This is a genomic window from Streptomyces sp. NBC_00370, from assembly GCF_036084755.1.
In the GTDB taxonomy this organism is placed as follows: Bacteria; Actinomycetota; Actinomycetes; order Streptomycetales; family Streptomycetaceae; genus Streptomyces.
The window spans coordinates 2,177,288-2,191,585 of sequence record NZ_CP107968.1; the positions used below are offsets into that span (position 1 = coordinate 2,177,288).

At 70.9% G+C, this 14,298-nt stretch carries 11 protein-coding genes; 2 read left to right on the top strand and 9 right to left on the bottom strand.

Annotated features, from left to right (window positions below; genetic code table 11):
• Positions 1-105: 105 nt before the first annotated feature.
• The 8 genes from tpiA to uvrC form a co-directional block, all read right to left on the bottom strand.
• Positions 106-912 carry a triose-phosphate isomerase gene (gene tpiA / locus OHS57_RS09470; RefSeq protein WP_041990923.1) on the bottom strand — a complete coding sequence of 269 codons (807 nt, stop codon included), beginning with the start codon at positions 910-912 and terminating at the stop codon, positions 106-108.
• Positions 913-919: 7 nt separating this feature from the next.
• Positions 920-2,131 (bottom strand): phosphoglycerate kinase, encoded by a 1,212-nt coding sequence (locus OHS57_RS09475; RefSeq protein ID WP_328581625.1) that lies wholly within the window; start codon positions 2,129-2,131, stop codon positions 920-922.
• A gap of 121 nt (positions 2,132-2,252) precedes the next feature.
• Positions 2,253-3,257 (bottom strand): type I glyceraldehyde-3-phosphate dehydrogenase, encoded by a 1,005-nt coding sequence (gene gap / locus OHS57_RS09480; RefSeq protein ID WP_041990920.1) that lies wholly within the window; start codon positions 3,255-3,257, stop codon positions 2,253-2,255.
• A 202-nt stretch (positions 3,258-3,459) separates the two neighbouring features.
• Positions 3,460-6,426, bottom strand: a complete 2,967-nt coding sequence (locus OHS57_RS09485; protein ID WP_328581626.1) for a M14 family metallopeptidase — start codon at positions 6,424-6,426, stop codon at positions 3,460-3,462.
• 156 nt (positions 6,427-6,582) lie between these two features.
• On the bottom strand, positions 6,583-7,572 hold the full coding sequence (gene whiA, locus OHS57_RS09490) for a DNA-binding protein WhiA (protein ID WP_041990916.1): 990 nt from the start codon (positions 7,570-7,572) through the stop codon (positions 6,583-6,585).
• Positions 7,563-8,597, bottom strand: a complete 1,035-nt coding sequence (locus tag OHS57_RS09495; RefSeq protein ID WP_107070110.1) for a gluconeogenesis factor YvcK family protein — start codon at positions 8,595-8,597, stop codon at positions 7,563-7,565. Before OHS57_RS09495 ends, whiA begins: the two co-directional genes overlap by 10 nt.
• Positions 8,594-9,532, bottom strand: a complete 939-nt coding sequence (gene rapZ, locus OHS57_RS09500; RefSeq protein ID WP_052457145.1) for an RNase adapter RapZ — start codon at positions 9,530-9,532, stop codon at positions 8,594-8,596. The genes OHS57_RS09495 and rapZ overlap by 4 nt, the downstream gene beginning before the upstream one ends.
• Positions 9,525-11,570, bottom strand: a complete 2,046-nt coding sequence (gene uvrC, locus OHS57_RS09505; RefSeq protein ID WP_328581627.1) for an excinuclease ABC subunit UvrC — start codon at positions 11,568-11,570, stop codon at positions 9,525-9,527. The genes rapZ and uvrC overlap by 8 nt, the downstream gene beginning before the upstream one ends.
• Positions 11,571-11,689: 119 nt before the next feature.
• On the opposite strand from uvrC, the gene OHS57_RS09510 reads away from it, so the two are divergent.
• Positions 11,690-12,595, top strand: coding sequence for a hypothetical protein (locus tag OHS57_RS09510; protein ID WP_328581628.1), 906 nt, complete (start codon positions 11,690-11,692; stop codon positions 12,593-12,595).
• Between the two features lie 6 nt (positions 12,596-12,601).
• On the opposite strand, the gene OHS57_RS09515 is transcribed toward OHS57_RS09510, so the two are convergent.
• The gene (locus OHS57_RS09515) at positions 12,602-13,057 is read right to left on the bottom strand and encodes a QcrA and Rieske domain-containing protein (protein ID WP_041990911.1); all 456 of its coding nucleotides are present in this window, start codon (positions 13,055-13,057) and stop codon (positions 12,602-12,604) included.
• A gap of 311 nt (positions 13,058-13,368) precedes the next feature.
• Between OHS57_RS09515 and OHS57_RS09520 the strand changes: the two genes are divergently transcribed.
• A complete protein-coding gene (locus tag OHS57_RS09520) occupies positions 13,369-14,280 on the top strand; it encodes a carbohydrate kinase family protein (RefSeq protein ID WP_328581629.1) in 912 nt (303 codons plus the stop codon).
• Positions 14,281-14,298 lie beyond the last annotated feature (18 nt).

Below are 14,298 nucleotides of genomic sequence, written 5' to 3' on the forward strand. Positions count from 1 at the left end.
CTGAACCAACCTTCTCGGACTGACAGGACTGAAATGGACTGCGGGGACCAAGTGGCACGCCACTTAATCCCCGCAAGGGTACGACGGATCCGCTCTAGCGCATACTCACTGGTCGCGGAAGCGTACGATCTTGACGAACTCCTCGGCGTCGAGCGCCGCGCCGCCCACGAGGGCGCCGTCCACATCGGGCTGCTTCATGATCGCGGCGACATTGCCGGACTTGACCGAGCCGCCGTACTGGATCCGGACCTTGTCGGCCAGCTCCTGCGAGTACAGCTCGGCGAGCCTGCCGCGGATCGCCCCGCAGACCTCCTGCGCGTCCTCGGGGGTCGCGACCTCGCCGGTGCCGATGGCCCACACCGGCTCGTAGGCGATCACGATGGTCTCGGCCTGCTCGGCCGTGACGTCCTTGAGGCCGCCGTCGAGCTGGGCGAGCGTGTACTCGACCTGCTGGCCCGCCTTGCGGATGTCCAGGCCCTCGCCGACGCAGAGGATCGGGGTCAGTCCGTGCTTGTACGCCGCCTTCACCTTGGCGTTGCACAGCTCGTCCGACTCGGCGTGGTACTGGCGTCGCTCGGAGTGACCGACGGCCACGTAGGTGCACTTGAGCTTGGCCAGCATCGGGCCCGAGATCTCGCCGGTGTAGGCGCCCGAGTCGTGCGCCGAGATGTCCTGGGCGCCGTACTTGATCTTGAGCTTGTCCCCGTCGACCAGGGTCTGCACGGAGCGCAGGTCGGTGAAGGGCGCCAGGACGGCGACCTCGACGGCTTCGTAGTCCTTGTCGGCGAGGCCGAACGACAGCTTCTGGACGTGGGCGATGGCCTCAAGGTGGTTGAGGTTCATCTTCCAGTTGCCGGCCATCAGCGGGGTGCGGCCGGCGTTCTTCTCTGCTGAATCAGCGGAAGCGGTCATGGAACGGTCAGTCCTCCAGTGCGGCGAGGCCGGGCAGCGTCTTGCCTTCGAGGTATTCGAGGCTGGCACCGCCGCCGGTCGAAATATGGCCGAATGCGTTCTCGTCGAAGCCCAGGATGCGTACGGCGGCCGCGGAGTCGCCGCCGCCGACCACCGTGAAGGCGGACGAGTCGATGAGCGCCTGGGCGACGGCCCGGGTGCCCTCGGCGTAGTCGGGGTGCTCGAAGACGCCCATCGGGCCGTTCCAGAACACGGTCTGCGCGTCGGCGAGCTTCGACGCGTACAGCGCGCAGGTCTCCGGGCCGTTGTCCAGGCCCATCTTGCCCTCGGGCATGGCGTCGGCCCGTACCGTCTCGGGGTGGGTCGGCGCCTTGGCCTTCAGGTCGGGGAACTCGGGCGCCACGAGGAAGTCGACGGGGAGCACGAACTCCACACCGCGCTCCTCGGCGCGCTTGAGATAGCCCTGGACTGCCGGGATCTGGTCCTCCTGGAGGAGCGAGGAGCCGACCTCGTGGCCCTGCGCCTTCAGGAAGGTGAAGGCCATGCCGCCGCCGATGAGGATGCGGTCGGCCTTCTCCAGCAGATGGTCGATGACACCGAGCTTGTCGGAGACCTTGGCGCCGCCGAGCACGACGGCGTACGGCCGCTTGACGTCATCGGTGAGCTTCTTCAGGACACCGACCTCGGTGGCGATGAGCCCGCCCGCCGCGTGCGGCAGCCGGGCCGGCAGGTCGAAGACCGAGGCGTGCTTGCGGTGCACGGCACCGAAGCCGTCGCCCACGTACACGTCGGCCAGCTCGGCGAGCTGGTCGGCGAAGGCGCCGCGCTCGGCGTCGTCCTTCGCGGTCTCGCCGGGGTTGAAGCGGAGGTTCTCGATGACGGCGACCTGGCCGTCGGTGAGGCTCGCGACGACGGACTTGGCGGAATCGCCGACCGTGTCGGTCGCGAACGCCACGTCCTTGCCGAGGAGTTCACCGAGACGCTTGGCCGCGGGGGCCAGCGAGAAGGCGGGGTCGGGCGCGCCCTTGGGACGGCCGAGGTGGGAGGCGACGATCACGCGCGCGCCGGCGTCGGCGAGGCGGGCGACCGTCGGCTGTACGGCGCGGATCCGGCCGTCGTCGGTGATGGTGTCGCCTTCGAGCGGCACGTTGAGGTCGGCGCGGACGAAAACGCGCTTGCCGGTGACCCCTTCGGTCAGAAGTTCGTCGATCGTCTTCATCTGTTGCTGGGCTCCTTGGGGTGAACTGCCAGGCGGGTTCTACACAGGCGACAGGGCCCGAACAGCGCGGTTCGCGCCGACCGAGCCCTGTCGCTCATATCGAGGTCCTACCGGCCGGTGGTCAGAGCCGGGCGCCGACGAAGACCGTCAGGTCGACGAGGCGGTTGGAGTAGCCCCACTCGTTGTCGTACCAGCCGAGAACCTTGACGCTCTTGCCCTGGACCATGGTCAGGGAGGAGTCGAAGGTGCAGGAGGCCGGCCAGTTGACGATGTCCGAGGAGACGATCGGGTCCTCGGTGTAGTCCAGGTACGCCTTCAGCTCGCCCTCGGAGGCCTTCTTGAACGCGGCGTTGACCTCTTCCTTGGTCACCACCCGCTCCGTCTCGACGACCAGGTCGGTGATGGAGCCCGTGGGGACCGGAACGCGCATCGCCATGCCGTTGAGCTTGCCCGCCAGCTCCGGGATGACCAGGCCGAGGGCCTTGGCCGCGCCGGTGCTCGCCGGGATGATGTTCTCGGCGGCGGCGCGCGCCCTGCGGAGGTCCTTGTGCGGGAAGTCCTGCAGACGCTGGTCGCTGGTGTAGGCGTGGACCGTGGTCATCAGGCCCGACACGATGCCGAAGTTCTCCAGGAGAACCTTGGCCATCGGCGCGACACAGTTCGTCGTGCACGAGGCGTTGGAGATGATGTTGTCCGTGGCGGCGTCGTACTTGTCCTCGTTGACGCCCAGGACGATCGTGATGTCCTCGTCGGTGGCCGGAGCCGAGATGAGGACCTTCTTCGCGCCGCCCGTGATGTGCTTCTGGGCGTCGGCCTTCTTGGTGAAGATGCCGGTCGACTCGATGACGATGTCGACGCCGAGCTCGCCCCACGGGATGTTGGCGGGGTCGCGCTCGGAGAGCACCTTGATGGTCTTGCCGTCGACCGTGATCGTGTCGGCGGTGTGCGTCACCTCTGCCTTGAGGCGGCCCAGGATGGTGTCGTACTTCAGCAAGTGGGCTGTGGTCGCGGTGTCACCCAGGTCGTTGACAGCCACGATCTCGATGTCCGCACCCTGCTCCAGCAGCGCGCGGAAGTAATTACGCCCGATGCGGCCAAAGCCGTTGATGCCTACGCGGATCGTCACGAACCGATCTCCTCGTTGGTACGCCGGTTTTCGACGCCGGCGAGCTGTATGGGATGTCCCCGACCGCTTACGACCCTACCCCGCCGGGCCTCGCTGAGTGACATCGGCCGCCCCCTGAGCTGGTAATGACCCGTACCCGCGAGTAGCGGGTACGGGTCATCGGTGCCCAGGTGCCGTACGGGTGGCGCGATGGCCGCCGGTGTCAGTGCCGCAGCGAGCGCAGCGCCTTGCCGAGCAGCGTGGCGCGCTCCCCGGCGCCCGGTACGTGCTCAAGGCCGAAGCCCAGCAGCACGGTGTCGCGGGTGGTGACCGCGGCGTACGACGTGTAGAGCGCCTGGGTGCGCGCCCAGTCGCCCGCCACGGCCGGGCTGCCCTCGGGGGCGCCCGGTGTGCTCCAGACGCCCAGCGACGTCTCGAAGCCCTCGGCCTGCTGCTCGGCGCCGGCCACGGCGAGCCGCGCGTCGTCGGCGAAGACGCCGCGCCCGCCGCTGCCGGGGTCGGTGATGTAGCTGAGCGAGACCTCGACGCTGCGGCCCGCGTAGCCGCTCAGGTCGAAGGCGACCTGCCGCCAGCCGTCGGAGCTGCCGGTGAAGCTGTTCCAGGCGCCGCTGGTGCCGGTGGCCGCGCAGCCGTCGGCGCCGAGCGTGAGGTAGCGGCCGAGGAACGGATGGCCGTTGATGAAGAACCCGGCGCCGCACTCGGCCGGCACCTCGGTGCTGGTGGCGCCGCCCGCCTCGGGGAGCGTGGTCCAGTCGTCGGCGCCGGTGGTGTGGGCTTCGAGCACGGCGTGGTCGTAGCCCGGCTCGGTGTCCCAGTTGAGCGCGAGGCGCAGCTCCGGCCGGTCGGCCGCGGTGACGGAGCTGAGGTCGACGGTGCGGGTGAGCCTGCGCCAGTCGTTGTCCTCGTGGGTGGCGGAGGCCATCCACCCGCCGGCGTAGGGCGCGTACGGGTTGGTGATGCCGGCGTACGAGCCGCCCTGCGCGCTCTTGAACTGCGGGTAGTCCTTGGGCGCGAGGGTGTCGGAGGTGACGGTGTAGGCGCCCGCCGCGTTCAGCGGGTTGCCGGGGGCGGCGGTCAGCGGTGTGTCCGCGCCCGCGAGCGCGCCCGCCCCGGTGAAGCCGGTCGCTCCGGGTGCCGAGTCGCGTCCGTAGGCGCCGAGGTAGTACTGGCTGAAGTCGTCGGTGTCGGCGCGGCCGACCCGCGCGTCGCCGCCGGCCAGTTCACCGGCCTCGACGAGCTTGCCGCCCTCGTTGATGAAGTCGCGCAGGGCGAGCTGGGTGGGTCCTGCGGGCTCGACGGCGCCCGTGTAGTGGACCGCGGTGGCGAAGTGCGACAGCACGCCCAGCGGGTGCGGGGCGCCCTGGGTGGCGACGTCCCAGACGACGGCCTTGCGGCCGTTGGCCCTCAGCGCGTCGACGTACGCCTTGGCCTGGGTCGCGGGGGCGCCTTCCTCGGCGATCACGATCGTGTCGGCCTTGGCGCGTGCGACGACGGTGTAGCGGAAGTGGTCACTGGCGGTGGACTTCCCGCGCGCGGTCCTTCCGGTGAACCAGACGTCGACCGAGTCGCCCGGGTCCGCGCCCTTCACCTCGGCGCGGTACTGGTCGAAGCGGATGTTGTCCTCGCCGCCGTAGGTCTCGCCGCCCTTCCACCCCTTGAGGGAGGCCCGGTGCGTCCGGCCGCCGTTGACGCGGTAGTTGAGCTGCTTGTCCTTGACCGACCTGCGGACGGTGACGGCGACCTGCTGGTCAGCGCCGCGCGCGTACGAGGTGGTGAAGGGGTCGAGCGTGAAGTCGGCCGCGCTCAGGCCGACCGCCGACGAGGGCACGTCGGGGTGGGCGGCGGTCTCGGCGACGGAGAGCGCGAAGGGCAGGTTCTTGGCGAACTCACCCTGGATCAGCTTCTCGTCGTCGGGGAAGTTGAAGCCCGACTGGCAGTCCTGGGGCAGCCACTGGTCATCGGGGTCGATCGCCGAAGCGGTCTGGCAGGTCGTCATCTCCGGGGTGAACATCAGCGTCCCGTTGACGTTGGCCGCGTGGCCGTCGGCCTCTCCGTTGGTGGTGTACAGCTCGGAGGAGACCTGCGGGTAGTAGCCGGGGATCGCGGAGTTGTCGGGTGTGCCGGCGAGCGCGGAGTACAGCACGTCGTCGGGGGTCGGGGTCGCGACCTGCCAGCCCACTCCGTACAGCAGCAGTTCGGAGGCGGAGTGGTAGTTGATGCTGTACTCGAAGCCGATGCGCTTCTCCAGCGCGTCGATCGCCCGGGTCTCGGGCTCGGAGGCCGGAGCGGCGCCCCGGTACGTCTCGTTGGCGGGCCTGGGCGAGGAGCCCTCGTCGTCGTAGCCCCACTTGTAGGGGAAGTTACGGTTGAGGTCGATGCCGTCGCCCGAGGTGATCGCGCCGTCCTTGTCGACGTCGCGCAGGTTCTTGCGCCAGAGCCGGTCGCCGTCGGGGCTGAAGGTGTAGTCGTAGCCGTCCGGGTTGGCCGACAGGACGAACCACAGCTCGGTGGAGTCGACGATCTTCGTGATCCGCCGGTCCTTGCCGTAGTTGTCCAGGTAGTAGTGCATCAGCCGGCGGTTGGTCTCGGGAGTGATCCACTCCCTGGCGTGCTGGTTGGACATGTAGAGCACGGACGGCTTGGCGCCGTCCCTGCCGGTGCGCGCGCCCTTGGTGAGCTTGAGGGCGAGGATGTCCTGGCCGCGCAGGGTCTTGCCGATGGAGACGACCTTGGCGATGCCCGGGTTGGCCTGGCCCGCCTTGACGATCTCCTCCTGGAGATTGCCCTTGCCGCTGTACGGACGGAAGACGCCGTCGCCCGCCGCCTCGGCCCGTGCGGTCGCCTTCGCGGGGACGCGCCGCTCGCTGAGGTCGACGCCCTGCTTGGCCAGCGCGCCCGCCTGGGCGTCGGTGAGGAACAGCTCGACCTCGGCGGTCCCCTTCGCGGGCGCCCGTTCGCTCAGCTCCTGGCTGTCCTGACCCGCCGCCAGGAGCAGGGGTATCTGCTCCTTGGTGACCTGGGCCTCGAAGACCTTCACGCTGTCGCCGGCCTTGTCGGCCGTTTCCCGGCCTGCCCCCTGCTGCGCCTGCGCGACGGGTGCCGCCGCCAGGCCGCCCAGCAGCAGTGCGCCCGCCGCGAGGATCGATCCCGCTCTGCGTCTGCGTCTCATGTGCCCCCCTTGCCGTGGTGTGCCACACGCGTGGCAGACGACAGAGTCACGACGCTTCATGGCCATGTCAAGGGCGCGTCAATGCCGGGCAAAATAGCTGCCGCCGACACCTATTCGGTACCGGCGGCAGTCAGGAGCAACGAAGGTGACGGAGGGTCAGCCGACGAGACCGTCGGCCATCTCCTCGCTGAGCGTGGATTCCGTACCGGGGATGCCGAGGTCCTGCGCCCGCTTGTCGGCCATGGCCAGCAGTCTGCGGATCCGGCCGGCGACCGCGTCCTTGGTGAGCGGCGGGTCGGCCAGCGCGCCCAGCTCCTCCAGCGAGGCCTGCTTGTGCTCCATCCGGAGCCGGCCTGCCGCCGCCAGATGCTCGGGCACCTCCTCACCGAGGATCTCCAGCGCGCGGCCCACCCGGGCACCCGCGGCGACGGCCGCGCGGGCCGAGCGGCGCAGATTCGCGTCGTCGAAGTTGGCGAGGCGGTTGGCCGTGGCGCGCACCTCGCGCCGCATCCGCCGCTCCTCCCAGGCCAGCACCGACTCATGGGCGCCGAGCCGGGTCAGCAGCGCGCCGATCGCGTCCCCGTCCCGTACGACCACACGGTCGACGCCGCGCACCTCACGGGCCTTGGCGGCGATCTGCAGCCTGCGCGCGGCGCCGACCAGCGCGAGCGCCGCCTCGGGCCCCGGGCAGGTCACTTCGAGCGAGGACGAACGGCCCGGCTCGGTCAGCGAGCCGTGCGCGAGGAAGGCGCCCCGCCAGGCGGCCTCGGCGTCGCAGGTGGCGCCGGAGACGACCTGGGGGGGCAGCCCCCGGATCGGCCGTCCTCTGCCGTCGACCAGCCCCGTCTGCCGGGCCAGCTGGTCACCGCCGGTGATCACCCGTACGACGTAACGGCTGCCGCGCCGCAGGCCGCCCGGCGCCATCACCACCAGCTCGGAGTTGTGCCCGAAGATCTCCAGGATGTCCTTGCGCAGCCGGCGTGCGGCGATGCTGGTGTCCAGCTCCGCCTCGATCACGATCCGGCCGCTCACCAGGTGCAGCCCGCCCGCGAAGCGGAGAATCGCCGAGACCTCGGCCTTCCTGCAGCACGTCCGGGTGACGGGGAGGCGGGCGATCTCGTCCTTCACCGCTGGCGTCATCGCCATGGGCCGATCCTTCCATGCATCCGAAAAATACGGTCGTACGCGGCTGCCAACAGCTCCGGATCATGCTTCGGAAGACCGTCGGGCGCAGCCACCGCCGCCAGCTCGACCGTCGCACCGAACCGTTTTGCGGCATCGGAGAGTGAGTCCCGGTCGGGCACGGCGGCCTCGTCGGCCAACACCACGTCCAAGGCGAGTTTAGGGGCGTGTCGCCCCAAAACCTCCAAATGACGTTGCGGTGAGAAGCCATCGGTTTCACCGGGTTGTGGTGCGAGATTCAACGAAAGGACACGCCGGGCCCTGGTCTCGACGAGCGCGTCGAGCAGCTGCGGCACCAGCAGATGCGGAATCACGGACGAGAACCACGACCCGGGGCCGAGCACCACCCAGTCCGCGTCCAGCACGGCGGAGACGGCCTCCGGCACCGCGGGCGGGTCGTGCGGCACGAGATGGACGGACTGCACCTCGCCCCGGGTGAGCGCGACCGTGGCCTGGCCACGGACCGTGTCCACCTCGTCGGGCCGCGCCGGGTCATGGCCGCGGACCAGCGCCTGCAGCTCCAGCGGTACGGCGGACATGGGCAGCACCCTGCCGTGCGCGCCGAGCAGCTTGCCGACGAGGTCGAGCGCCGCCACATGGTCGCCCAGCTGCTCCCAGAGGGCGACGATCAGCAGATTGCCGACCGCGTGCTCGTGCAGATCGCCCTTGGACTGGAAGCGGTGCTGGATGACCCGGGCCCAGGTCTGTCCCCATTCGTCGTCACCGCAGAGCGCGGCGAGCGCCTTGCGCAGATCGCCGGGCGGCAGCACCCCCAGCTCCTCGCGCAGCCTGCCGCTGGAGCCCCCGTCGTCGGCGACGGTGACCACGGCCGTCAGATCGCCGGTGATCCGGCGCAGCGCGGCGAGCGAGGCCGACAGGCCCATCCCGCCGCCGAGCGCGACGACCTTGGGCTGCGCACCGCGTTCCCGCGAGGAGAGTGCGGGGGTGCCGGTGCGCAGCCGCCGCATACGGAACGTACGTCCGGTCACTCGCGCCCCATGTCCCTGTGGACGACGACGGTCTCGATGCCTTCGGTGGCCAGCCGCGCCGCCAGCTTCTCCGACATGGCGACGGATCTGTGCTTGCCGCCGGTACAGCCCACGGCGACCGTCACATAGCGCTTGCCCTCACGGCGGTACCCGGTGGCGATCAGCTGGAGCAGCTCCGTGTAGCGGTCGAGGAACTCCTTGGCGCCCGGCTGGTTGAAGACGTAGTTGGACACCTCCTCGTTGAGCCCGGTGAACGGGCGCAGCTCGGGGACCCAGTGCGGATTGGGCAGGAAGCGGCAGTCCACGACGAGGTCGGCGTCGACCGGTAGGCCGTACTTGTAGCCGAACGACATGACCGTCGCCCGCAGCTCGGGCTTCTCGTCGCCCGCGAACCCGGCGTCCAGCTTGGCGCGCAGCTCGTGGACGTTGAGGCTGGAGGTGTCGATCACCAGATCGGCGTCGCCGCGCAGCTCGCGCAGCAGATCACGCTCGGCGTCGATGCCGTCCACGATCCGGCCGTCGCCCTGGAGCGGATGCGGGCGGCGCACCGACTCGAACCGGCGTACCAGCGTCTCGTCGGAGGACTCCAGGAAGACGATCCGCCGGGTGACGCCCTTGGCGTCGAGGTCGGCCAGCGACTCGCGGAGGTTGTCGAAGAACCTGCGCCCCCGTACGTCCACGACGACGGCGATCCTGGCCACGTTGCCCTGCGAGCGGGCGCCCAGCTCCACCATGGTGGGGATCAGCGCGGGCGGCAGGTTGTCCACGACGAACCAGCCGAGGTCTTCGAGACACTTGGCCGCCGTGCTGCGCCCGGCGCCCGACATACCGGAGATGATCACCAGCTCGGGGATGGCCGGTTCCGCGACGTCCCCGGTCTCCTTGGCGCTGCCCGTACTCACGTGCTCTGCTCCGTCCCGGTCGTGATCAGTCATCCGCACTGCCCTCGTTGTCTTCCATGATCTCTCCTGTTGCCGTGTTGACGGCGGGTGCGGGCGGCGCCGCCTTGGCGAGCGCCACGACCACGGCCTCGGCCGTCTTCCGGCCGAGCCCGGGAACCTCACAGATCTGCTCGATTGTCGCCTGCCGCAGCTTCTTCACCGAGCCGAAATGCTTGATGAGTGCCTGTTTCCGCGACTCTCCGAGACCCGGTACGTCGTCCAGCGGGCTGGTCCTGATCCGTTTGGCCCTTTTCGCCCGCTGGTAGGTGATCGCGAAGCGGTGCGCCTCGTCCCGTACCCGCTGGAGCAGATACAGGCCCTCGCTGGACCGGGGCAGCACCACCGGGTCGGTGTCGTCGGGCAGCCAGACCTCTTCGAGGCGCTTGGCGAGGCCGCAGACGGCGACGTCGTCGATCCCCAGCTCGTCCAGGGCCCGCTTGGCCGCGGCCACCTGCGGCTGGCCGCCGTCCACGACGAGCAGCTGGGGCGGGTAGGCGAAGCGCTTGGGCCGGCCGTCGTCCTCGACGAGCGGGGACGCGGGGACGCCGCCCCCTTCGGAAACGGTCTCGGGGGCGCTCTCGCCCTCGGCCCCTTCGGGCGCCGGCTGCTGCTCGGGCCACTCCCCCGTCTGCTCCCGCTCGTGGAGATAGCGCCGGAAGCGGCGGCTGATCACCTCGTGCATGGACCGGACGTCGTCCTGGCCCTCGAAGGTCTTGATCTGGAACCGGCGGTACTCGCTCTTGCGGGCCAGGCCGTCCTCGAAGACCACCATGGAAGCGACCACGTCGTCCCCCTGGAGGTGCGAGATGTCGAAGCACTCGATCCGCAGCGGCGCGCTGTCCAGGTCGAGGGCCTCGGCGATCTCCTCAAGGGCGCGCGAGCGGGTGGTCAGATCGCTGGCGCGCTTCGTCTTGTGCAGCACGAGCGCCTGCTGGGCGTTGCGCGCGACCGTCGCCATCAGGTCCTTCTTGTCGCCACGCTGCGGGATCCGCAGGGACACCTGGGCACCGCGCCGCTCGCTCAGCCACTCCGTGACGGCCTCGGCCTCCTCGGGGAGGGCGGGGACCAGCACCTCCTTGGGCACCGAGTCGCCGCGCTCCTCGCCGTACAGCTGCTGGAGCGCGTGCTCGACGAGGCCCGCCGTCTCGACCGCCTCGACCTTGTCGGTGACCCAGCCGCGCTGGCCGCGCACCCGGCCGCCCCTGACGTGGAAGATCTGGACGGCCGCCTCCAGCTCGTCCTCGGCGACGGCGATCAGATCGGCGTCCGTGGCGTCGGCGAGCACCACGGCACTCTTCTCCATCGCCCGGCGCAGCGCCCCTATGTCGTCGCGGAGCCGGCCCGCCCGCTCGTACTCCATGTCCTCGGCCGCCGCCGTCATCTGCTTCTCCAGGCGGCGGATGTAGGCGCCGGTCCGGCCGGCCATGAAGTCGCAGAACTCCTCGGCCAGTTCGCGGTGCTCCTCGGGGGTCACCCGGCCCACGCAGGGCGCCGAGCACTTGCCGATGTAGCCGAGCAGACACGGCCTGCCCGTACGCGCCGCGTTCTTGAACACCCCCGCGGAGCAGGTGCGCACGGGAAAGACGCGGAGCATCAGGTCGACCGTCTCGCGGATGGCCCACGCATGGCCGTACGGGCCGAAGTAGCGCACGCCCTTCTTCTTGGCGCCGCGCATCACCTGGACCCGGGGGAACTCCTCGTTGAGGGTCACGGCGAGATACGGATAGCTCTTGTCGTCGCGGTACTTGACGTTGAAGCGCGGGTCGAACTCCTTGATCCAGCTGTACTCCAGCTGCAGCGCCTCGACCTCGGTCGACACGACCGTCCACTCCACGGACGCGGCGGTCGTGACCATCGTGCGCGTACGGGGATGGAGATTCGTCAGATCCTGGAAGTAGCTGGACAGCCGGGGCCGCAGGCTCTTCGCCTTGCCGACGTAGATCACCCGGCGGTGTTCGTCGCGGAATTTGTAGACCCCCGGCGAGTCGGGGATCTGTCCCGGCTTGGGGCGGTAGCTGGAGGGGTCGGCCATGACATCCACCCTACTTGCGGGCGCGGACACTGTGACGCGCGTTGCTTGTCGGGCGCAGGTCAACACGCTTCAATGCGGGGTGACACCGTGCGGTGAACGGACGCGCTGGAGGGGTCTGCGTGGGACATACCGCGGCCGATCTGGAACAGGTGCTGCAGACAGGTCCTTTCCACCTGGCACTGCGCGCCGCGCTCGCGGTGCGCGGGCTGCCGCTCGAACGGGTCCAGCACCATCTGGCGCACCGCGGGATCAAGGTCGGTGTGACCAGCCTGAGTTACTGGCAGCAGGGGGCGCGGCGCCCGCAGCGGCCCGAGTCGCTGCGGGCCGTCGGCGCGCTGGAGGCGGTCCTCGACCTGCCGGTGAACTCCCTGCTGCGGCTGCTGGAGGCGGCGACGGCCCCCGGCGGCGTGCGGGGCGCGGCCCGCGACACGGCAGGGGCCGTCGACCGGCTGCTGGCGGGGCTCGGCGCCCCCGGCGACGGCGGTCTGCACACGGTGGGGCACCACGAGCGGGTACGGATCGGCGGGGGCCGCGAGCTGCTGGGCCGTGACTCCCAGCAGGTCGTACGGGCGCACACGGACGGTGTCGACCGGTACCTGGCCGTGCACAGGGGCGCCCCGGGCTGCGATCCCGCACGCGTACGGGCGCGTGCGTACGAGAACTGCCGTACGGGCCGGGTCGGCCGCGACGCGCGCACCGGTGTGGTCGTCGCCGAGCTGCTGTTCGACGGGCCGCTGGCGGCCGGCGAGACGTACCTCTTCGGCTACGGCTTCGACGACGGTACGGGCGGCCCGTGCGCGGAGTACGTACGCGGCTTCGCCTACGCGGGCTCCCAGTACGTCCTCCAGGTCCGCTTCGACAGGGCGGCGCTGCCCGCGCGCTGCCGGCGCTTCGCCCAGGTCCCGGCCAGTGCGCCGCGTGCGGGGCGGAGCGATCTGACGCCGGGGGCGGTGAGCCGTTCGGTCCACCTGGTGGAGCAGGGGGTCAGGCCGGGGGTGCTGGGGATCGAGTGGGAGTGGGAGTGAGCGGCCTCAGGCCTTCGGCGCCGGGCTCTTCGCGGCGGCTTTCGGGCCGGCGATGAGATTGCCGTCCTCGTGCGTGAGGGGCACCTCGGGCAGCGGTACGGTCGCGGGCCCGTGCACCGCCTCGCCCGTGGTCAGGTCGAAGCGGCTGCCGTGGCAGGGGCAGTCGCCGATGGTGCCCTCGACCTTGTAGAGCAGACAGCCGGCGTGGGTGCACTGCGCGCTGAACGCCTTGTACTCGCCCTTGGCCGAGCAGCTGACGACCACTCGCTGGTCCTTGTAGAGCTTGGCACCGCCGACCGGCACGGCCGAGGCGGCGCCGAGGGGTTCGGGCGCGGTGGGGGTGGGTGTCTCGGCGTGCCCCAGCTTGGACTTGGTGGAGCAGGCGGCCACGCCGAGCCCGGCCGCACCGGCGAGCACGGCGCCCTTCAGCACGGAACGGCGCGGGGCAGTCAGGCCGGACATGGTGTCTCCACTGGTCAGGGGGGTGGGTACAGATGCGACGATACCGGGGCCGGTCCGGCCGCCGGGACGGGGGCCGGGGCAGTGCCTGTCCCGGCGTCCGCCGCGCAGCCGGCGCATGGTCACGGCGGTGCGCACGTTAGGGCGGTGCGCGTGGTGAGGGCGGTGCGCGTGGTCGCGGCGGTGCGTGTGGTCGCAAGGCGGCCGGAAGCCCCGGTGGGGAAGCCACTCAGGCTTGTCGCCGACGCGGCGGGCGCGCGTGCCAGGGATCGCGACTCCGCACAGCGCGCCGGGAGGGCGCTAGATTCGGCTCCGTGATCGTCGTCGCCGGAGAGTCCCTGATCGACCTGGTCCCCCAGGAGCGCGCGGACGGTGTGCTCGCGCCGCTGCTGCCACGCCGCGGTGGCGGCCCGTACAACACGGCCGTCGCCCTCGGCCGGCTCGGGGCGGCCACCGGCTTCTGCTCCCGGGTCTCGACGGACGCCTTCGGCGAGACGCTGCTCGAAGGGCTGCGTTCGGCCGGGGTCGATCTGTCGCTCGTCCAGCGGGGTCCCGAGCCGACCACCCTGGCCGTGGCGACGCTCGGCGCCGACGGGTCCGCCGGTTTCGCCTTCTACGCGGAGGGCAGCGCCGACCGGCTGTTCACCCTGCCGCCCGCGCTGCCGCCGACGGTGCGGGCACTAGCCCTCGGCACGTGTTCGCTGGTGCTGGAGCCGGGAGCGAGCGCGTACGAGGCGCTGCTGCGCCGGGAGGCGGGGCGCGGGGTCTTCACCCTGCTCGACCCGAACATCCGCGCGGGACTGATCCCGGACGCCGCGGCCTACCGCGCGCGGTTCGCAGGCTGGCTGCCTTCGGTGTCGCTGCTGAAGGTCTCGGCGGAGGACGCCGACTGGCTGGGAGGCTCCCCCGGGACTTGGTCGGCGCTGGGCCCGGCGGCCGTCGTCCTGACCAGGGGCGGCGACGGACTGACCGTACGCACGGCGGACGGCACGGAGGTCTCGGTGCCCGCCGTTCCTGTCGACGTGGTGGACACGATCGGCGCGGGCGACACGATCAACGCGGCACTCCTGCACGGCCTCGCGACGCGGGACGCCCTGACCCCGCGGGCCGCCGCGACGCTGGGCACGGACGGCTGGCGCGAGGTCCTGGCCTTCGCCGCGCGGGCGGCGGCGCTGACCTGCTCCCGCACGGGCGCGGAGCCGCCGTACGCGGCGGAGCTGTCCTGAGCGATCGGCGGCGTCCGA

Excerpts from the sequence above, each read along its gene's own strand:
- tpiA (WP_041990923.1), bottom strand. The coding sequence starts at position 912 with ATGACCGCTTCCGCTGATTCAGCAGAGAAGAACGCCGGCCGCACCCCG.
- OHS57_RS09475 (WP_328581625.1), bottom strand. The coding sequence starts at position 2,131 with ATGAAGACGATCGACGAACTTCTGACCGAAGGGGTCACCGGCAAGCGC.
- OHS57_RS09485 (WP_328581626.1), bottom strand. The coding sequence starts at position 6,426 with ATGAGACGCAGACGCAGAGCGGGATCGATCCTCGCGGCGGGCGCACTG.
- whiA (WP_041990916.1), bottom strand. The coding sequence starts at position 7,572 with ATGGCGATGACGCCAGCGGTGAAGGACGAGATCGCCCGCCTCCCCGTC.
- rapZ (WP_052457145.1), bottom strand. The coding sequence starts at position 9,532 with ATGACTGATCACGACCGGGACGGAGCAGAGCACGTGAGTACGGGCAGC.
- uvrC (WP_328581627.1), bottom strand. The coding sequence starts at position 11,570 with ATGGCCGACCCCTCCAGCTACCGCCCCAAGCCGGGACAGATCCCCGAC.
- OHS57_RS09515 (WP_041990911.1), bottom strand. The coding sequence starts at position 13,057 with ATGTCCGGCCTGACTGCCCCGCGCCGTTCCGTGCTGAAGGGCGCCGTG.